16 protein-coding genes are annotated in these 18,765 nt (G+C 64.5%); 10 read left to right on the plus strand and 6 right to left on the minus strand.

Translation table 11 applies throughout. From position 1 onward, the window contains the following. Positions 1-75: 75 nt before the first annotated feature. Positions 76-744, minus strand: a complete 669-nt coding sequence (gene ccmB / locus QA640_RS01755) for a heme exporter protein CcmB (RefSeq protein ID WP_283039068.1) — start codon at positions 742-744, stop codon at positions 76-78. A 271-nt stretch (positions 745-1,015) separates the two neighbouring features. Then, positions 1,016-1,618, minus strand: coding sequence for a heme ABC exporter ATP-binding protein CcmA (gene ccmA, locus QA640_RS01760; protein WP_283039069.1), 603 nt, complete (start codon positions 1,616-1,618; stop codon positions 1,016-1,018). Between the two features lie 263 nt (positions 1,619-1,881). On the opposite strand from ccmA, the gene acnA reads away from it, so the two are divergent. From acnA to QA640_RS01775, 3 genes are all read left to right on the plus strand, one after another. Beyond that, entirely contained in the window at positions 1,882-4,602 is a 2,721-nt protein-coding gene (acnA, locus tag QA640_RS01765) for an aconitate hydratase AcnA (protein WP_283039070.1), read from the plus strand. A gap of 247 nt (positions 4,603-4,849) precedes the next feature. After that, positions 4,850-5,668: a DUF1223 domain-containing protein gene (locus QA640_RS01770; RefSeq protein WP_283039071.1), complete on the plus strand. Its 819-nt coding sequence runs from the start codon at positions 4,850-4,852 to the stop codon at positions 5,666-5,668. A 480-nt stretch (positions 5,669-6,148) separates the two neighbouring features. Beyond that, complete coding sequence (locus QA640_RS01775) at positions 6,149-6,520, plus strand: DUF2794 domain-containing protein (protein ID WP_283039072.1); 372 nt, start codon at positions 6,149-6,151, stop codon at positions 6,518-6,520. A gap of 118 nt (positions 6,521-6,638) precedes the next feature. Here QA640_RS01775 and QA640_RS01780 read toward each other — a convergent pair whose 3' ends face one another. The 4 genes from QA640_RS01780 to QA640_RS01795 form a co-directional block, all read right to left on the minus strand. Continuing rightward, positions 6,639-7,169 carry a GNAT family N-acetyltransferase gene (locus tag QA640_RS01780; RefSeq protein ID WP_283039073.1) on the minus strand — a complete coding sequence of 177 codons (531 nt, stop codon included), beginning with the start codon at positions 7,167-7,169 and terminating at the stop codon, positions 6,639-6,641. Between the two features lie 292 nt (positions 7,170-7,461). Next, positions 7,462-8,253: a Bax inhibitor-1/YccA family protein gene (locus tag QA640_RS01785; RefSeq protein WP_283039074.1), complete on the minus strand. Its 792-nt coding sequence runs from the start codon at positions 8,251-8,253 to the stop codon at positions 7,462-7,464. A gap of 269 nt (positions 8,254-8,522) precedes the next feature. Further along, the gene (locus tag QA640_RS01790; protein WP_283039075.1) at positions 8,523-11,138 is read right to left on the minus strand and encodes an FtsX-like permease family protein; all 2,616 of its coding nucleotides are present in this window, start codon (positions 11,136-11,138) and stop codon (positions 8,523-8,525) included. Continuing rightward, complete coding sequence (locus QA640_RS01795; RefSeq protein WP_283039076.1) at positions 11,135-11,857, minus strand: ABC transporter ATP-binding protein; 723 nt, start codon at positions 11,855-11,857, stop codon at positions 11,135-11,137. The genes QA640_RS01790 and QA640_RS01795 overlap by 4 nt, the downstream gene beginning before the upstream one ends. A 55-nt stretch (positions 11,858-11,912) precedes the next feature. Between QA640_RS01795 and QA640_RS01800 the strand changes: the two genes are divergently transcribed. From QA640_RS01800 to sucD, 7 genes are all read left to right on the plus strand, one after another. Next, positions 11,913-12,548, plus strand: a complete 636-nt coding sequence (locus QA640_RS01800; protein ID WP_283043091.1) for an arylesterase — start codon at positions 11,913-11,915, stop codon at positions 12,546-12,548. Between the two features lie 172 nt (positions 12,549-12,720). Beyond that, on the plus strand, positions 12,721-13,257 hold the full coding sequence (thpR, locus tag QA640_RS01805; protein ID WP_283039077.1) for an RNA 2',3'-cyclic phosphodiesterase: 537 nt from the start codon (positions 12,721-12,723) through the stop codon (positions 13,255-13,257). A 196-nt stretch (positions 13,258-13,453) separates the two neighbouring features. After that, positions 13,454-14,641: a cell division protein ZapE gene (gene zapE / locus QA640_RS01810; protein ID WP_283039078.1), complete on the plus strand. Its 1,188-nt coding sequence runs from the start codon at positions 13,454-13,456 to the stop codon at positions 14,639-14,641. 252 nt (positions 14,642-14,893) lie between these two features. Further along, positions 14,894-15,862 (plus strand): malate dehydrogenase, encoded by a 969-nt coding sequence (gene mdh / locus QA640_RS01815; protein ID WP_283039079.1) that lies wholly within the window; start codon positions 14,894-14,896, stop codon positions 15,860-15,862. A 201-nt stretch (positions 15,863-16,063) separates the two neighbouring features. Next, positions 16,064-17,260, plus strand: a complete 1,197-nt coding sequence (gene sucC, locus QA640_RS01820) for an ADP-forming succinate--CoA ligase subunit beta (RefSeq protein ID WP_283039080.1) — start codon at positions 16,064-16,066, stop codon at positions 17,258-17,260. A 3-nt stretch (positions 17,261-17,263) separates the two neighbouring features. Further along, entirely contained in the window at positions 17,264-17,743 is a 480-nt protein-coding gene (locus tag QA640_RS01825) for a DUF1579 family protein (RefSeq protein ID WP_283039081.1), read from the plus strand. 33 nt (positions 17,744-17,776) lie between these two features. Continuing rightward, positions 17,777-18,661, plus strand: a complete 885-nt coding sequence (gene sucD / locus QA640_RS01830) for a succinate--CoA ligase subunit alpha (protein ID WP_283039082.1) — start codon at positions 17,777-17,779, stop codon at positions 18,659-18,661. Positions 18,662-18,765: the final 104 nt, after the last annotated feature.

An 18,765-nucleotide genomic window follows, 5' to 3' on the forward strand; every position in this document is an offset into this window, starting at 1 on the left:
GTACCCTGATAATCACCGGTGGCCGCTCAGGCAATCAGCACGAAAGCGCGCAGCGAAAGTTGATCGGGGTCAAGATCAGTCCAGTCCGTGCCTGAGGCTTGCGGCGGCCGCGAAGGGGCCGATCACCAGGCTGACGAGCGACAGCGCACACAGGATCGAGAACGGGGCACCGAATGACATTGGTCCGACGATCACGGCCTGCGAGGCCGCGACGCCGAAAATCAGCACCGGGATCGACAGCGGCAGCACCAGTACCGCCATCAACAGCCCGCCGCGATGCAGCGTTACTGCCAGCGCCGCGCCAATCATGCCGGTGAAGGTCAGGGCCGGCGTTCCCGCCAGCAGCGTCAGGGCCACCGCCCCGGTCGCGACCATGTCGAGATTGAGCAGGAGGCCGAGAATGGGAGTTGCGACGATCAGCGGCAGGCCCGCGGCCAGCCAATGCGCCAGCGCCTTCGCCGCACAGGCGAGTTCCAGCGGCGTCCGGCTCATCGTGATCAGGTCGAGCGAGCCGTCCTCATGGTCGGCCATGAACAGCCGGTCGAGGGTGAGCAGGCTCGCCAGCAGCGCCCCCAGCCACAGGATCGCCGGCCCCAGCCGCGACAACAGCGCCAGATCCGGCCCCACCGCGAACGGCATCAGCACCACCACGGTCAGGAAAAACAGCACCCCAATGAGCGCCCCGCCGCCCACCCGCAGGGCAATCCGGACGTCGCGATGAATAAGGGCGGAGAGGGCGGTCATGCGGTGCCTCTCGTTACACGCTGATAGAGATTCGAGTCGAGCCGCCCGGCCGCCGCGCTCCCTCCCCTTGCGGGGGAGGGCGGGGGGGAGGGGGTGGCCCCGGGAAAGCAGTTCGCGGGGTGTGGACCGCCGGCAACAGAGCTCCCGCCTCGCAAGTACTCGAACCGCGAGGCCGCACAGCGTGGCGCCCCCTCCCTGACCCTCCCCCGTAAGGGCGAGGGAACGGAGAGAGCTGTACCCAGCCGCTCGTAAAGCTGAGGGTGGTTAGACCTCACGCCGCCCCCCCGATCCGCAGCTCCCGCGATTCGATCCCCAGCGACATGTGGGTGGCGGCGATGATCATTCCGCCGTGCGCCAGGTGTTCCCGCATCAGGCCGCAAAACATGTCCTGACCGGCGGCGTCGAGCGCGGTGGTCGGCTCGTCCAGCAGCCAGACCGGGCGGCGGATCGTCAGCAGGCGGGCGAGCGACAGGCGGCGGCGCTGGCCGGCGGAGAGGAACGCGGCCGGCAGACGGGTGGCGTGGTCAAGGCCGACGGTCGCAAGGCTCGTCGCGCCGTCGAAGCGTTCGCCACCCAGGAAATCAGCCCAGAATGCGAGGTTTTCGGCAACGCTCAACGCCGGCTTCAGCGCGTCGCGATGGCCGAGATAGTGGCATTGTTCAGCCAAGCTCAGCTCGGCGTCACCGCCGGAAAGCTCGATGGTGCCCCCGGCTGGGACCAGGAGCCCCGCGATCAGTCGCAGCAGCGAGGTCTTGCCGGAGCCGTTGCGCCCCAGGACCGCCAGCGCCTCGCCGGAGGCGGCCGCAAAATCGAGGCCGGCAAACACCTCGCGGCCGCCCCGCACGCATCTGATGCCACGCCCTGAGAGCTGCATGTCGCCTCTTACATCCACGCTCTCAAGCGAGCCCCAAGGAGACCTTCAAGCATACCGCCAGAAAATCTTGGGGTAGCGCATCAGAATTTGTGGCTTCCGGATTGCTGCGGCACGATCGTCCTTGTGGCGGTGCGGTTAGAAAGCTTCTATAAGCCCGGAACTTGATGCAGCACTCCACTCGCTCCTGCAAGCGACCCAGCCGGATTTGCTGACGGTGTTAAAGTACCCTCTGCCGGGTATACCTAACAATTGGGATTTCCTACATGACCTCGCTCGACAGCTTCAAATGCAAAAAGACCCTCAAGGTCGGCGCCAAGACCTATGTCTATTACAGCCTGCCGGCCGCGGAGAAGAATGGTCTGAAGGGGATTTCAAAGCTCCCTTATTCGATGAAGGTCCTGCTCGAGAACCTGCTGCGCAACGAGGACGGCCGTTCGGTCAAGAAAGAGGACATCGTCGCGGTGTCCAAATGGTTGCGCAAGAAATCGCTGGAGCATGAGATCGCGTTCCGCCCGGCGCGCGTCCTGATGCAGGATTTCACCGGCGTGCCGGCCGTGGTCGACCTCGCCGCGATGCGCAATGCGATGCAGAAGCTCGGCGGCGACGCCGAGAAGATCAATCCGCTGGTGCCCGTCGATCTCGTCATCGACCATTCCGTGATCGTTAACTTCTTCGGCGACAACAAGGCTTTCGCCAAGAACGTCACCGAGGAATACAAGCAGAACCAGGAGCGCTACGAGTTCCTGAAGTGGGGCCAGAAGGCGTTCTCGAACTTCTCCGTCGTGCCGCCCGGCACCGGCATCTGCCACCAGGTCAATCTCGAATATCTGGCCCAGACCGTCTGGACCAAGAAGGAGAAGATGACGGTCGGCAAGAAGACCGGCACCTTCGAGGTCGCCTATCCCGATTCGCTGGTCGGTACCGACTCCCACACCACCATGGTCAACGGCCTCGCCGTGCTCGGCTGGGGCGTCGGCGGCATCGAGGCGGAGGCCTGCATGCTCGGCCAGCCGCTGTCGATGCTGCTGCCGAACGTCGTCGGCTTCAAGCTCAAGGGGCAGCTCAAGGAAGGCGTCACCGCGACCGACCTCGTTCTCACCGTGACGCAGATGCTGCGCAAGCTCGGTGTCGTCGGCAAGTTCGTCGAGTTCTTCGGCCCCGGTCTCGATAATCTCTCGGTCGCCGACAAGGCCACGATCGGCAACATGGCGCCCGAATACGGTGCGACCTGCGGCTTCTTCCCGGTCGATGCCGCCGCGATTGATTACCTCAAGACCTCCGGCCGCGCCTCGGCGCGCGTCGCGCTGGTGCAGACCTATGCCAAGGCGCAGGGTCTGTTCCGCACCGCCAAGTCGCCGGACCCGGTGTTCACTGAGACGCTCACGCTCGACCTCGGAGACGTCGTGCCGTCGATGGCAGGTCCGAAGCGTCCCGAAGGCCGCATCGCGCTGCCCTCCGTGTCGGAAGGTTTCTCGCTGGCAATGGCCAACGAGTACAAGAAGGGCGATGACGCCGAGAAGCGCTACGCGGTCGAGGGCAAGAACTTCGAGCTCGGCCATGGCGACGTCGTGATCGCGGCGATCACCTCCTGCACCAACACCTCCAATCCGAGCGTGCTGATCGGCGCCGGCCTGCTGGCGCGCAATGCGGCCAAGAAAGGCCTGAAGGCGAAGCCCTGGGTGAAGACCTCGCTCGCGCCGGGCAGCCAGGTCGTCGCCGAATATCTCGCCAATTCGGGCCTGCAGTCCGATCTCGACAAGGTCGGCTTCAACCTGGTCGGTTTCGGCTGCACCACCTGCATCGGCAATTCCGGTCCGCTGCCGGAGGAAATCTCGAAGTCGATCAACGACAACGGCATCGTCGCGGCCGCCGTGCTCTCCGGCAATCGCAATTTCGAAGGCCGCGTCTCGCCGGACGTGCAGGCGAACTATCTGGCCTCGCCGCCGCTCGTCGTCGCCCACGCGCTCGCGGGCAGCGTGACCAAGAACCTCGCCACCGAGCCACTCGGCGAGGGCAAGGACGGCAAGCCGGTGTACCTGAAGGACATCTGGCCGACGACCAAGGAGATCAACGCCTTCATGAAGAAATTCGTGACCGCATCGATCTTCAAGAAGAAGTATGCCGACGTGTTCAAGGGCGACACCAACTGGCGCAAGATCAAGACGGTCGAGAGCGAGACCTATCGCTGGAACATGAGCTCGACCTATGTGCAGAACCCGCCCTACTTCGAAGGCATGAAGAAGGAGCCGGAGCCGGTCACCGATATCGTCGAGGCGCGCATCCTCGCGATGTTCGGCGACAAGATCACCACCGACCACATCTCGCCTGCAGGCTCGATCAAGCTCACCTCGCCGGCCGGCAAGTATCTCAGCGAGCATCAGGTGCGTCCGGCCGACTTCAACCAATACGGCACGCGGCGCGGCAACCATGAGGTGATGATGCGCGGCACGTTTGCCAACATCCGCATCAAGAACTTCATGCTGAAAGGCGCTGACGGAAATATTCCGGAAGGCGGCCTGACAAAGCACTGGCCTGATGGCGAGCAGATGTCGATCTACGACGCGGCGATGAAGTATCAGCAGGAGAGCGTGCCGCTGGTGGTGTTTGCCGGCGCCGAATACGGCAACGGTTCGTCGCGCGACTGGGCCGCGAAGGGCACGCGTCTGCTCGGTGTCCGTGCCGTGATCTGCCAGAGCTTCGAACGCATCCATCGCTCCAACCTGGTCGGCATGGGCGTGCTGCCGCTGACCTTCGAGGAGGGCGCCTCCTGGCAGTCGCTTGGTCTGAAGGGCGATGAGAAGGTTACGCTGCGCGGCCTCGTCGGCGACCTCAAGCCGCGCCAGAAGCTGACCGCCGAGATCGTCTCGGCCGACGGCTCCCTGCAGCGCGTTTCGCTGCTCTGCCGCATCGATACGCTGGACGAACTCGACTACTATCGCAACGGCGGCATCCTGCACTATGTGCTGCGCAAACTCGCTGCGTAAGCGCGGATTTGTGAACGATGGCTCACTGCGAAGTGAGTAGAAGGTTGAGCAAAGGCGGCCTATCAAGGGTCGCCTTTGTTCGTTTGCGGTATGTTCCGATGGGCGCGTCCGGCGAAAGATCTTCGTCTCGGACGATGCGGAGCGTACCCGCGCGCGGGACTTCTCCGTAAGGCTTGTCCGTAAGACTACGGTGACCAATCGGCGATAAGATTTCTCCTCGACATCAGCAAGGTGTGCGGCGTTCAACATGACTATGATGGCCTCTGGTTTGATTTCGCGATGGTCAGGTGCGATCTGGTCAGGTGCGATCTGGTCAAGTGCGATCTGGTCAAGTGCGATCTGGTCAAGTGCACTTGGCGTCTGCGCAATCATCGCCGTCATCCGTCCCGCCCACGCCGATCCCCGCGCGGTGGTCGAGCTCTTCACCTCGCAGGGCTGCTCGTCCTGTCCGCCCGCCGACAAAATCATCGGCGAACTCTCCAACGATCCCTCGATCATCGCGCTGAGCATGCCGATCGACTACTGGGATTATCTCGGCTGGAAGGACACGCTGGCGGATTCGCGTTTCTCGGCGCGGCAGCGCGCCTATTCCCGCATGCGCGGCGACCGCGAGGTCTACACGCCGCAAGTCGTGGTCAACGGCTCCGCGCATGTCATTGGCAGCGACCGCGCCGGCATCGAGAGCGCGATCGAGAAGACCGCCAAGGGAGACACCGTGATGAGCGTGCCGGTGTCGATGTCGCTTGCAGGCAAGCAGCTCAACGTCTCGGTAGCGGCGAGCAAGGAGGCGGCGGTCTCGCATGGCGAGGTCTGGATCTGCTCGATCACCAGGGCGGTGCCGATCTCGATCAGCCGTGGCGAAAATCGCGGGCAGCAGATCACCTACCACAACGTGGTGCGCAACCTGCTGAAGGTCGGTGACTGGAACGGTACTCCGGAAAGCTGGACCGTGCCGCTGGAAAACCTCACGCGCGAGGGCGTCGACGGTGCGGTCGTCTACGTCCAGGATGGCAACCGCGAGAAGCCGGGACCGATGCTGGGCGCGGCGTACACGTCACTGCACTGATTACTCAACTCAGCCGCCAACGCGCGGCATTCCGGTCATTCAGGGCTCGCGCCATCGCGCCCCATCGCGCAATGTGGAATGACAGCGAGCAGAAACACCCCCACAACAAAAAAGGACCAACTCGCGTTGGCCCTTCCTTTGTGCGAACAGGCCCGATCCCGACGACCCCGGGGGGCTGGGGGCTGAGGAATCCGGAACCGAAAGGACCGGGCCAACGCACACGAATCTTTTCGCAGTGCAGGGCGGCAGGCGCTGGGCGGAAAAGCGGCGAGACTATGATTCCTGCTAACGATCCCGTGACGGTATGTCGCGAGCGGGTTCCACAGCCGGGAGGTGTGTTTGCGGTGCGATGTGCAGCCGCGCGGTTGGCGCCCCTTGCGGCGGGCCGCGGTTGGCGCAATCATGCAACTGTCATGATCCGCGGGACGGGCACGGTTTTTACGGCCGCCGGTCACGTGTCGGAGCGACAGGGAGGCGCCCATGAGTCTGATGCCGGAGGATGCCGATCCGAGCGAGCAGCGCGCAGTGGCGCGGAGCGCCGCTGCGGGTTCCCAGGCAGGCCGGGTGACGTTCAACCGGCCCGAATTGCATCGCATCCTCAACCTCTATGGCCGCATGGTCGCCGACGGCGAGTGGCGCGACTATGCCATCGATTTCCTGAGAGACCGTGCCGTGTTCTCGGTCTATCGCCGCGCCTCCGAAGTGCCGATCTACCGCATCGAGAAAGACCCGCGGCTCGCGCGCAAGCAGGGCATGTACAGCGTGATCTCGGCGACCGGCCTGATCCTGCGCCGCGGCCACGAGCTCGAGCGCGTGCTGCTCGCGATCGACCGCAAGCTGGCGGTGGTGTAGCGGCTCGATTAAGTCATCGGCACTGGCGGTGGTGCGACAAGGGCATCGCAGCCCGGATGGAGCGGAAGCGAAATCCGGGGTTAATCCACATGCGGGGCGTTCCCGGATTGCGCTTCGCCTACCTCTCCGGCACGCTCGTTGCGCCCTCGCCGAGTTCGCGCTGCATCATCACCGTGTCCAGCCAGCGGCCGAACTTCAGGCCGACATTGGGATGCGTGCCGATCATCTTGAAGCCGGCGCTGGTGTGTACCCCGATCGAGCCGGCATTGGCGGAATCGCCGATCACGGCGATCATCTGGCGGAAGCCGCGCGCCTCGCATTCGACGATCAGGCGTTGCAACAGCGCCGAGCCGATGCCGCGTCGATGGAACGACGGATCGAGATAGATCGAGTTCTCCACCGTGAAGCGATAGGCCGGCCGCGGCCGGTAGGCGCCGGCATAGGCGTAGCCGGCGATCCGGTTCTCGAGCACGGCCACGAAATACGGGTAGCCTCCATCCGCCAGCGCGCGGTAGCGGCGCGTCATCTCGGCGAGGTCGGGTGGTTCGAGCTCGAAGGTCGCAGTGCCGTGGCGCACGGCGTGCTCGTAGATGGCGGTGACGGCGGGAAGATCGGCCTCGGTCGTGGGCCTGATTTCAGGTGCAGACATGGGGGGAGATTAGAGCCTCCCCGCGGCGGCCGGAAGGGGGCAACACCGCTTCCCCCATCGTCATTGCGCGCCACCGGGTCCGCGCGTAGCGCGGCCCGATGACAGGCTCAGCGAACCAATCCAGAAATGTATCCGTGGAAGGTGGATTGCTTCGTCGCGGAGCCTGTCATCCGGCCCGCCGAAGGCGGGACCGGGTGGCTCCTCGCAACGACGGAGTTAGCGGATGCGACCTCGCCCAAACGAAAACCCCGGCCTTGCGGCCGGGGTTCGTGTTGCTCACTCGTATCGGCGCCTAGTCGCGCTGGCCGAGCAGCTGCAGCAGCAGCGTGAACAGGTTGATGAAGTTCAGGTAGAGCGACAGCGCACCGGTGATCGCCGCACGTTCGGCAATGTCACCGCCGGCCGAGGCGTAGCCGTAGATGTAGTCGTTCTTCAGCCGCTGGGTGTCCCAGGCGGTGAGGCCCGCGAACACCAGCACGCCGACCACCGACACGATGAACTGCAGCGCCGAGCTCGCCAGGAACAGGTTGACGAGGCTCGCGATGATGATGCCGATCAGGCCCATGAACAGGAACGATCCCATTCCGCTCATGTCACGTTTGGTGGTGTAGCCATAGAGGCTCAGCGCGCCGAAGGTGGCCGCGGTGATGAAGAACACCCGCACGATCGAGGTGTGCGTGAACACCAGGAAGATCGAGGACAGCGAGATGCCCATCAGCGCCGAGAACACCCAGAACAGGATCTGGGCGGTCGAGGGGGCGAGGCGGTTGATGCCGGCCGAGATCACGAACACCATGGCGAGCGGCGCCAGGATGAACAGCCATTTCAGCGGGCTCACGAACATCGCGTAGCCGAACGGCGTCAGGAACGCGTTGCCGATCTTCGCGGCGGCGCCCGACGGGTCGTTGGTCACGGCCGCCATGTAGACACCGAGCGCGGCGAGGCCGGTGATGGCCAGGCCGACGCTCATGTAATTGTAGATGCGCAGCATGTATGCGCGCAGGCCGGCATCGACCGTCGCGGCGTCGACACGCCCGGCGGCTCTGCCGAAAGGAGAAGCGTAGTTGCGGTCTAGGTCCGACATGGTCGAATTCCCGTTGGTTGGCCGGGACGCAAGGGTTGGCGCCGCCGGGTCGTCAAAACTCTATCTCGGATACCGATGTCTGCCGACATTAATTTTGCATAACAATCGGGGATCCGAACCCACTCGATATGTGGGAAACTAACACATTCACTGCAAGCGTTCACGCGCGGCTGAATGTCGCCTGGACGCGCAATCCCGACGCGCGGCCGTGGTTAACCCCGGAAAATTCCTCGATTGGGGGGTACCGCGCCGCTGCCCGCTTCAATTTGTCACAAATTCCGTAACACCGTGGCGGGTTTTTGGTTCAACGCCAGCAGCGTCCCGGCAAGCCCGAGCCCGACCGTGACGACAAGCGCGGAGGCGACCACGCCGGCCGCGCTGCCGGCCTGCCAGACGAAGCTCAGCGTCATCAGCCGGGTCACGATCATCCAGGCCGCGATGCTGCCGGCGATGACGCCGAACACGGCGGTGGCGAGCCCGATCAGGAGATATTCGAGCGCATAGGCGCCGAGCAGCCGCAGCCGTGTGGCGCCCAGCGTCTTCAGGATCACGGCGTCGTAGACCCGGTGACGATGGCCGGCGGCGAGCGCGCCGCCCAGCACCAGGACGGCCGAGATCAGCGTCACCGCGCTGGCGCCGCGGATCGCCAGCGTGAGATTGGTGACGACCGAGCCGACCGTCTCCATGACCTCGCGGACCCGCACGCTCGTCACCATCGGATAGGCATCGGCGACCTCTTTGATGATGCGTCCGTCGCCGGCCGCATCGCCGCCCTGCTCGGTCAGGGTGGCGATATGGGTGTGCGGCGCGCCCTTGAAGGCATTGGGCGAGAACACCAGAACGAAATTGATGCCGAGCCCCTGCCAGTCGATGTTGCGCAGGTTGGAGATCTTTGCGGGAATGTCCCGGCCGAGCACGTTGACGACGATCTCGTCGCCGAGCTTGAGCCCGAGCCCGTCGGCGATCTTCTTCTCCATCGAGACCAGCGGCGGGCCGGAATAGTCGGCGCGCCACCATTCGCCGTCGACCACCTTGGAGCCCTTCGGCAGCTCGCTGGTATAGGTCAGGCCGCGGTCGCTTTGCAGCACCCACTCGGCGTCGGTCGCAGGCTTGAGCTCCTCGGCCTTGACGCCGCGCGCGGCGACGATGCGGCCGCGCAGCATCGGCACGTCCTCAACCTTCGCCCCCGGCGCGATCTGGCGCAGATAGCCGTCGAACCGCTCGGCTTGCGCGCTCGGAATATCGATGAAGTAGAACGACGGCGCCCGGTCCGGCAGCGCCGCGAGAAACTGCCGGCGCAGATTGCCGTCGATCTGGGTGATGGTGACGAGGACAGCGAGCCCGAGCCCCAGCGAGAGCACGACCGACGGCGTCAGCGCTCCCGGACGGTGGATGTTGGCGACCGCAAGCCTCAGCATCGGCAGCCGCGTGCGCGGCAATCGCCGCGCGACGGCCATCAAGAGGCCCGCAATGCCGCGCAGCACCGCAAACACCACGACAGACGAGAGCACGAATACCGTGGCGATGCGCTTGTCGAAGGACAGCCCGATCACGACTGCGACGAGAAGCGCGACCACCACGGCCATGAAGGCGAGATAACGCCAGCGCGGCCGGTGCCATTCGGCGCTGATCGTGTCGCGAAACAGCGCGGCCACCGGCACGTCATGGACGCGCCCGAGCGGCCACAGGCCGAAGGCGAGCGCGGTGAGCAAGCCATAGACGAAGGCGAGCGCCAGCTCGTCGGCATGCACGGCCGGGATCACCGGCAGCGGCAACAGCTTTCCAAAAAGGGCGACGATGGCGAAGGGGAGCGCTGCGCCAAGCGCCAGCCCGATTACCGAGCCGATCCCCGCGAGCAGGATCACCTGCGCGAGATAAATGCCGAACACGTCACGTCCTGTCGCGCCGACGGCCTTGAACGCCGCGATGACCTCGAGCCGGCGGTCGATATGGCTTTTCACGGCATTGGCGACGCCGACGCCTCCGACCAACAGCGCGGCGAGGCCGACCAGCGTCAGGAATTGGGTGAAGCGGCTGATATTGCGCTCGAGCTGCGGCGAGGCATTGGAGCGGCTGCGGATCTCCCAGCCGGCCTGCGGTGCCGCGTTACGGGCATCGCTGATGAAGGCCTCGGTCGCGCGCTCGCTGTTGGCGCTGTCCGGCAGTTTGACGCGATAGACCCAGCGCACCAGGCTGCCCGGCTGGATCAGGCCGGTGGCGCGCAGGCCCGCCTCGCTGATCAGGAAGCGCGGGCCAAAGCCGATACCGCCGGCGAGCTTGTCGGGCTCGGCCTCGACCGCGCTGCGGATCTGGAAGGTCGCGTTGCCGATGGTGACGCGGTCGCCGGTCTTGAGGGACAGCCGGGCCAGCAGCGTCGGATCGGCGGCGGCACCGAACGCGCCGTCACGCTCCGCGAGGACATCCGTCAGCGGCATCGCCGGCGTCAGCATCAGCTGGCCGAGCATCGGGTAATTGCCGTCGACCGCCTTCATCTCGACCAGCGCGAGCCTGCCGTCGGCCGCCCGCGCCATCCCGCGCAAGGTCGCGGCGATCGACAGCGTGCCGCGCGAGCGCAGGAAGGCGATCTCCTCCGGCTTTGCCTCGCGCTGGAACAGCACGAACGAGGCGTCGCCGCCGAGCAGCGTGCGGCCTTCGCGCGCGAGGCCTTCGCTGAGACTCGCCGCGACCGAGCCGACACCGGCAATCGCCATCACGCCAAGCGCGATGCAGGCGATGAAGACGTAGAAGCCGCGCAGGCCTCCGCGCAGTTCGCGTAGCGCATAGCGCAGCGACAGCGCGGCCGCGCGTCTTGGCGCGAATGGTCTTGGCGCGAATGGTTTTGGCGCGAATGGTTTTGGCGCGAACGGTTCGCCGGCGACGCTCATGACTGCGAAAACTGCGTATCGATGCGCCCGGAACGCAGGCGGATTACGCGGTCGCAGCGGTGCGCGAGCGAGGAATCATGGGTCACCAGCACCAGCGTCATGCCGCGCTCGGCATGCTTGCCGAAGATGAGATCGACGATCTGCTTTCCGGTCGCTTCATCGAGATTGCCGGTGGGCTCGTCGGCGACCAGGATCGCAGGGTCCGGCGCCAGCGCGCGGGCGAGCGCGACTCGCTGCTGCTCGCCGCCCGAGAGTTGCGAGGGATAGTGATGCAGGCGATCTCCGAGCCCGACAGATTGCAGCTCCTGCGCGGCGCGCTTTCCCGCATCGGGATTGCCGGCGAGTTCGAGGGGGACTGCGACATTCTCGAGCGCGGTCATGGTCGGGATCAGATGAAAGGACTGGAAGACGATGCCGACCTCGCGGCCGCGAAAACGGGCGAGTGCGTCCTCGTCGAGGGCATTGAAAGGCGTGCCGCCCACCACCACCTCTCCGCTATCAGGACGCTCCAGCCCCGCCATCACCATCAGCAGCGTGGATTTGCCCGAGCCTGACGGGCCGATCAGGCCGATCGCTTCACTGCGGCCGACCCGAAGGCTGATATCCTTGAGAATGTGAACGCGTGCCGCGCCCGTGCCCAGTGAGAGATTGACGTTGGCGATGGAGATGGTGTCCGGCGTCGTGCCGGCCAGCGAAGAGGATTCGATGCGACTGTCCATGGTCCGGTCATATGGCAACTCCGCGCACCCGGTCGAGAGGCGTTACGGATTCTTCATGCACATAGCCGTGTTGATGGTCGCTTTGATGACGGGGATTGCCGGCGCCAGTGCGCAGGCCAAACCACCGATCAAGCTCGTCGTGCTCGGCGATTCTCTGAGCGCCGGTCTCGGCCTCCAGGGCCAGGAGGCATTTCCCATGAAGCTCCAAAAAGCCTTGCGGGACAAAGATATAGCGGTCGAGATGATCAATGCCGGGGTATCCGGCGACACCTCGTCCGGCGGCCGCGACCGGCTCGACTGGTCGGTGCCGGAGGGAACCGAGGGCGTGATCGTCGAGCTCGGGGCCAATGATGCGCTGCGCGGGCTCGATCCCGACGTCACGCGGGCGGCGCTCAGCGACATCGTGGCGCGGCTGAAGGCGCGTGGCGTTGCGGTGATGCTGTGTGGCATGCTGGCGCCGCCGAACTACGGGGCTGATTATGCCGCGCGCTTCAATTCGATTTATCCGGATCTGGCGAAAAAATTCGACGTGCCGCTCTATCCGTTCTTCCTCGACGGCGTTGCGGCCGACGCCAAGCTCAACCAGGCCGACGGCATTCATCCCACGCCCGCGGGCGTCGACATCATCGTCAAGAACATCATGCCCACCGTCGAGGCATTCCTTGGCACGATAAGCGGGCAACAGCGTTGAAAAGCAGGCAAAACCAACCCTAATTCCCAGGGTTTTCCCGGAGTAGCCCGCACCAAGCTTCGCAGAGTCACATAACTGCGATAGGAATCAGGTTACCGGTGATTCGTCGCCGGCTCTAATTTGGATATGGTCCTTAATCCAGGGTCATGCCCAAGCATCGGGAGGCTCAACGATGCCACGTTTGTTCACGGGTCTGGAAATTCCGGCCGAGGTCGGTCAGACGCTTTCCAACTTACGCGGTGGCCTTCCAGGCGCCCGCTGGATCGATCCCGAAAATTATCACGTTACCTTGCGCTTCATCGGCGATATCGACGGCGCTTTCGCCAACGAGATCGCCTCGCTGCTGTTTCGGGTCAACCGCAAGCCGTTCGAGGTGAAGGTGCAGGGACTCACGAGCTTCGGCGGCCGCAAGCCGCGCGCAGTCGTCGCTGCCATCGAGCCGAGCCGGCCCTTGATCGAATTGCAGGCCGAGCTCGAGCGGATGATGCAGCGCATCGGCCTCGATCCCGAGGGCCGCAAGTTCATCCCGCACGTCACGCTGGCGCGGCTGCATGATGCCTCGAGCCAGGACGTGGCCGACTATCTCTCGGTGCGCGGCTATTTCCCCAGCAAGGTGTTCACGGCCGAACGTTTCGTGCTGTTCTCCTCGCGCGCATCCACCGGCGGTGGGCCTTACATCGTCGAGGATTCCTACGACCTCTGCGCGTAGGTAACTCTCGCGCCCCGGACGCGGCGCAGCGCGTGCGCCGTGCGCTGCTGAGCCGGGGCCGATCGCCTCCTAGGAACGAAATCGTGGGTCCCGGCTCTGCGCAGCGTCACTCCGTGCGTCCGGGACATGAAATCCGCATACCCCCACCGCCAATTCTCGGCTTGCATTTTCGGCCAGTCTCTGGCGGTAAGGGGCCATGCTCTCCACCCCCAATTCATCGTTCCGCGCGGAATACCAGGCGCAGATCTCATCCGGCGCGATCGAGCCGGATGCGGCCCAGGCCGAGGTCGCGCAGGCCTTTGCGGCGCTGGACCAGCGGCTTGCGAGCTACAAGCCGGCACGCAAGCAGGGCCTGCTCGGCCGTCTGTTCGGCAACGGCGACAAGGATGACGCGCCGCGCGGGCTCTACATCCATGGCGAGGTCGGTCGCGGCAAGACCATGCTGATGGATCTGTTTTTTCAGTACTCCTCCGTCACGCACAAGCGCCGCGCCCATTTTCACGAATTCATGGCCGAGGTGCACGAGCGCATCTACGGTTATCGCCAGAACATCGCGCGCGGCGAGATCGCCGACGGCGACGTCATCGCTCTTACGGCGAATGCGATCTTCGAGGAGAGCTGGCTGCTCTGCTTCGACGAGTTTCACGTCACCGACATCGCGGATGCGATGATCCTCGGACGGCTGTTCGCAAAACTGTTCGACCTCGGCACGGTGGTGGTGGCGACGTCGAACGTCGCACCCGACGATCTCTACAAGGGCGGACTCAACCGCGCGCTGTTCCTCCCCTTCATCGCAGAGATCAACGACCACATGAACGTGCTGCGGCTCGATGCGCGCACCGACTTCCGGCTGGAGAAACTTCAGGGCGTGAAGATGTGGCTGGTGCCGGCCGATGCCGACGCCGATGTCGCGCTCGATCGCGCCTGGGCGAGGATGACCGGCCATGCCAGAGGCAAGTCGCGCGACATTTCGATCAAGGGTCGCATCCTGCACGTGCCGTGCTCCGCGCACGGCGTGGCACGGTTCTCGTTCGCCGATCTCTGCGAGAAGCCGCTCGGAGCATCCGACTACCTCAGGCTCGCCCACGACTATCACACCATCCTGGTCGACCATATTCCAGTGATGGACTTTGCCGAGCGCAACGCCGCCAAGCGCTTCATCACGCTGATCGACACGCTCTATGACAATGCCGTGAAGCTGATGGCCTCGGCCGAAGCCAATCCGGTGTCGCTGTACCTGGCCAACGAAGGCAACGAGGCCAACGAGTTCAAGCGCACGTCCTCGCGCCTGATCGAGATGAGCTCGGAATCCTATCTGGCGCAGCCGCACGGCCGCAGGGATTCCACGGCCAGCGGCTCCACCAAGGGCCTCGTGGAGACTTAAGTCCTATGCTCTGATCCTTTCATTCCGGGGCGTCGCGAAGCGACGAGCCCGGAATCCATTCATCAGCGCGCTTCTTTCGCCCGATGGATTCCGGGCTCGCGACTTTCGTCGCGCTCCGGAATGACAGGGCTGCGTGCCCGAGGCGTCGGCAAGCCCGACAATTGGGCATTCGGCGACTTGAACGGGGGAGGCGAAAGGGATAACCACCCTCTCAGTTTTTCCCCTCCTTCGGATGCTAGAGGACAGGTTCACATGGCGCGCGACAAGATTGCTTTGATTGGCTCCGGCCAGATCGGCGGAACGTTGGCTCATCTCATCGGCCTGAAAGAACTCGGCGACGTGGTGATGTTCGACATCGCCGAGGGCGTGCCGCAGGGCAAGGCGCTCGACATCGCGCAGTCCTCGCCGGTCGACGGTTTTGACGCGCACTACGCCGGCGCGAACTCCTACGAGGCGCTCGACAACGCCAAGGTCTGCATTGTCACCGCCGGCGTGCCGCGCAAGCCCGGCATGAGCCGCGACGACCTCCTCTCCATCAACCTCAAGGTCATGGAGCAGGTCGGTGCCGGCATCAAGAAGTACGCCCCCGACGCCTTCGTCATCTGCATCACCAACCCGCTCGACGCGATGGTCTGGGCGCTTCAGAAGGCTTCGGGCCTGCCGCACAAGAAGGTCGTCGGCATGGCCGGCGTGCTGGATTCGGCGCGCTTCCGCTACTTCCTGGCCGATGAGTTCAACGTTTCGGTCGAAGACGTCACCGCCTTCGTGCTCGGCGGCCACGGCGACACCATGGTGCCGCTGGTGAAGTACTCCACCGTCGCCGGCATTCCGCTGCCCGACCTCGTCAAGATGGGTTGGACCTCGCAGGCGCGCCTCGACGAGATCGTCGACCGCACCCGCAATGGCGGCGCGGAGATCGTCAACCTGCTGAAGACCGGTTCGGCCTTCTATGCGCCGGCGGCCTCCGCGATCGCGATGGCCGAGAGCTATCTGAAGGACAAGAAGCGCGTGCTGCCCTGCGCCGCCTATCTGAACGGCGAATACGGCGTGAAGGACATGTATGTCGGCGTGCCCGTCGTCATCGGCTCCAAGGGCGTCGAGCGCGTCGTCGAGATCGAGCTCGCCGGCAAGGACCGCGAGGCTTTCGACAAGTCGGTCGGCGCGGTGTCAGGCCTGGTCGATGCCTGCAAGAAGATCGCGCCCGACCTTCTGGGCCGCTGATCGGGAAAAATCTCGCCGAGGATCGGACCCGATCCTCGGCGCTTTCATATCCGGGGTTCCCCGTCAGGTGGGTTCCCGGATCCGGTAGTCCCCAGATTCCAAAAGATTCCGGGTTGCAGCAGCTGTGGTATATGGTATGCCAGAGGGCAAATTTGAGGTGAACCCCCGAGGTCACCGCGCGCGGGTTCAGGGAGCGACCAGATGAATATCCACGAGTACCAGGCCAAGGCGCTTTTGAACGAGTTCGGCGTGCCGATCTCCAAGGGCGTTCCGGTCCTGAAGGCAGCCGACGCGGAAGCGGCGGCAAAGGCTCTCCCGGGCCCGGTCTGGGTGGTGAAGAGCCAGATCCATGCCGGTGGCCGCGGCAAGGGCAAGTTCAAGGAGGCCAGCGCCGGCGACAAGGGTGGTGTCCGCATCGCCAAGTCGGTCACTGAGGTTGCCGAATTCGCCAAGCAGATGCTCGGCGCCACGCTCGTGACCGTGCAGACCGGCCCGGCGGGCAAGCAGGTCAACCGCCTCTACATCGAGGACGGCTCGGACATCGACAAGGAGTTCTATCTCTCGATCCTGGTCGATCGCGAGACCTCGCGCGTCTCCTTCGTGGTGTCGACCGAAGGCGGCGTCAACATCGAGGACGTCGCGCACAACACCCCTGAGAAGATCGTCACCTTCTCGGTCGATCCGGCGACCGGCATCATGGGCCATCACGGCCGCACCGTTGCCAAGGCGCTGAACCTGTCCGGCGATCTCGCCAAGCAGGCGGAAAAGCTCACCGCGCAGCTCTTTGCCGCCTTCGTCGCCAAGGACATGTCGATGCTGGAGATCAACCCGCTGGTCGTGACCAAGCAGGGTCAGCTCCGCGTGCTCGATGCCAAGGTCTCCTTCGACGACAACGCGCTGTTCCGTCATCCCGAAGTGCTGGCGCTGCGCGACGAGACCGAGGAGGACGCCAAGGAGATCGAGGCCTCGAAATACGATCTCAACTACGTCACCCTCGACGGCAATATCGGCTGCATGGTCAACGGCGCCGGCCTTGCCATGGCGACCATGGACATCATCAAGCTCTACGGCATGGCGCCGGCCAACTTCCTCGACGTTGGCGGCAGCGCCAGCAAGGAGAAGGTCGCCGCCGCCTTCAAGATCATCACCGCCGACCCGAACGTGAAGGGCATTCTGGTCAACATCTTCGGTGGTATCATGAAGTGCGACGTGATCGCCGAGGGCGTCACGGCTGCAGTGCGCGAAGTCGGTCTCAGCGTCCCGCTGGTGGTCCGCCTCGAAGGCACCAATGTCGAGCTCGGCAAGAAGATCATCCGTGAATCAGGCCTGAATGTCGTGCCGGCCGACAATCTCGATGACGCCGCACAGAAGATCGTGAAGGCCGTCAAGGGAGGCTAGGCCATGCCCCAGGACCATCTCGCTCAATCATCTCCGCTGCCGGAACACGCGCGTCTCGCCGCTTTCGCCGGTGAATGGAATGGCGAGGAGATGGTCTACCCGTCGCGCTGGAATGCTGGGGGACCTGCGACCTCGCGCACGGTGGCACGCATGGATCTCAACGGCTTCTATCTGATCCAGGACAGCGTCCAGATGCGCGACGGCAAGCAGATCTTCGCCACCCACGGCATCTTCACCTACGACCGCGACGACCGGACCTACAAGTTGTTCTGGTACGACTCGCTCGGCTACACGCCGCCCTCGCCCGCGTCCGGCGGCTGGGTCGGCAAGACCCTGACGCTGGTGCGGGGCTCGCTGCGCGGCAATGCGCGCCACGTCTACGAGATCATCGACGACAATTCCTACTCGTTGAAGATTCAGTTCTCGCCGGACGCGGAAGGCTGGGCCGACGTGCTCACTGGCGTCTATCGCCGCATCCACTGACCTCTCACTGTTAGTTTCGCGAAAGCAGACCTCATGTCCATCCTGATCGACAAGAACACCAAGGTCATCTGCCAGGGCTTTACCGGCAAGAACGGCACCTTCCACTCCGAGGCCGCGATTGCCTACGGCACCAAGATGGTCGGCGGCACCTCACCCGGCAAAGGCGGCGCGACGCATCTCGGGCTGCCGGTGTTCGACACCGTGCGCGAGGCGCGTGAGAAGACCGGCGCCGATGCGTCCGTGATCTACGTGCCGCCGCCGGGGGCTGCGGATGCGATCTGCGAAGCCATCGATGCCGAGATCCCGCTGATCGTCTGCATCACCGAAGGCATTCCGGTCATCGACATGGTGCGGGTGAAGCGCTCGCTCGCCGGCTCCAGGTCGCGCCTGATCGGGCCGAACTGCCCGGGCGTCATGACGGCCGGCGAATGCAAGATCGGCATCATGCCCGCCAATATTTTCAAGACCGGCAGCGTCGGCATCGTCTCCCGTTCCGGTACGCTGACCTATGAAGCCGTGTTCCAGACCTCGCAGGAAGGCCTCGGCCAGACCACCGCGGTCGGCATCGGCGGCGACCCGGTCAAGGGCACCGAGTTCATCGACGTGCTGGAAATGCTGCTGGCCGACCCCAAGACCGAATCGATCATCATGATCGGCGAGATCGGCGGTTCCGCCGAGGAGGACGCTGCGCAGTTCCTCAAGGACGAGGCCAAGCGTGGCCGCAAGAAGCCGATGGTCGGATTCATTGCCGGTGTTACTGCACCTCCCGGCCGTCGCATGGGCCATGCCGGCGCGATCATTTCGGGCGGTAAGGGTGACGCCGGTTCCAAGACCGAAGCGATGAAATCGGCCGGTATTACCGTCTCTCCGTCCCCCGCTCGGCTCGGGCATACCCTTGCCGAAATGTTGAAAAACTGATTCAGTTCTTGGTGCTTTTCCGGGCGAAAGTTCGGAGCAGATAGGGTAAACGGTGCCTGACACGCCGATCCGCTGCCGGAGGATCGGTGTCGGCGCCGTTTTCA

The sequence above is a fragment of the Bradyrhizobium sp. CB82 genome (genome assembly GCF_029714405.1).
Classification (GTDB): domain Bacteria; phylum Pseudomonadota; class Alphaproteobacteria; order Rhizobiales; family Xanthobacteraceae; genus Bradyrhizobium.

Bases quoted from the DNA above. Each gene is read 5' to 3' on its own strand.
- mdh (WP_283039079.1), top strand. From the start codon at position 14,894: ATGGCGCGCGACAAGATTGCTTTGATTGGCTCCGGCCAGATCGGCGGA.
- QA640_RS01775 (WP_283039072.1), top strand. From the start codon at position 6,149: ATGAGTCTGATGCCGGAGGATGCCGATCCGAGCGAGCAGCGCGCAGTG.
- thpR (WP_283039077.1), top strand. From the start codon at position 12,721: ATGCCACGTTTGTTCACGGGTCTGGAAATTCCGGCCGAGGTCGGTCAG.
- QA640_RS01825 (WP_283039081.1), top strand. From the start codon at position 17,264: ATGCCCCAGGACCATCTCGCTCAATCATCTCCGCTGCCGGAACACGCG.
- sucD (WP_283039082.1), top strand. From the start codon at position 17,777: ATGTCCATCCTGATCGACAAGAACACCAAGGTCATCTGCCAGGGCTTT.
- QA640_RS01770 (WP_283039071.1), top strand. From the start codon at position 4,850: ATGACTATGATGGCCTCTGGTTTGATTTCGCGATGGTCAGGTGCGATC.
- QA640_RS01795 (WP_283039076.1), bottom strand. From the start codon at position 11,857: ATGGACAGTCGCATCGAATCCTCTTCGCTGGCCGGCACGACGCCGGAC.
- sucC (WP_283039080.1), top strand. From the start codon at position 16,064: ATGAATATCCACGAGTACCAGGCCAAGGCGCTTTTGAACGAGTTCGGC.
- QA640_RS01800 (WP_283043091.1), top strand. From the start codon at position 11,913: ATGCACATAGCCGTGTTGATGGTCGCTTTGATGACGGGGATTGCCGGC.
- ccmA (WP_283039069.1), bottom strand. From the start codon at position 1,618: ATGCAGCTCTCAGGGCGTGGCATCAGATGCGTGCGGGGCGGCCGCGAG.
- zapE (WP_283039078.1), top strand. From the start codon at position 13,454: ATGCTCTCCACCCCCAATTCATCGTTCCGCGCGGAATACCAGGCGCAG.
- acnA (WP_283039070.1), top strand. From the start codon at position 1,882: ATGACCTCGCTCGACAGCTTCAAATGCAAAAAGACCCTCAAGGTCGGC.
- ccmB (WP_283039068.1), bottom strand. From the start codon at position 744: ATGACCGCCCTCTCCGCCCTTATTCATCGCGACGTCCGGATTGCCCTG.
- QA640_RS01785 (WP_283039074.1), bottom strand. From the start codon at position 8,253: ATGTCGGACCTAGACCGCAACTACGCTTCTCCTTTCGGCAGAGCCGCC.
- QA640_RS01780 (WP_283039073.1), bottom strand. From the start codon at position 7,169: ATGTCTGCACCTGAAATCAGGCCCACGACCGAGGCCGATCTTCCCGCC.
- QA640_RS01790 (WP_283039075.1), bottom strand. From the start codon at position 11,138: ATGAGCGTCGCCGGCGAACCGTTCGCGCCAAAACCATTCGCGCCAAAA.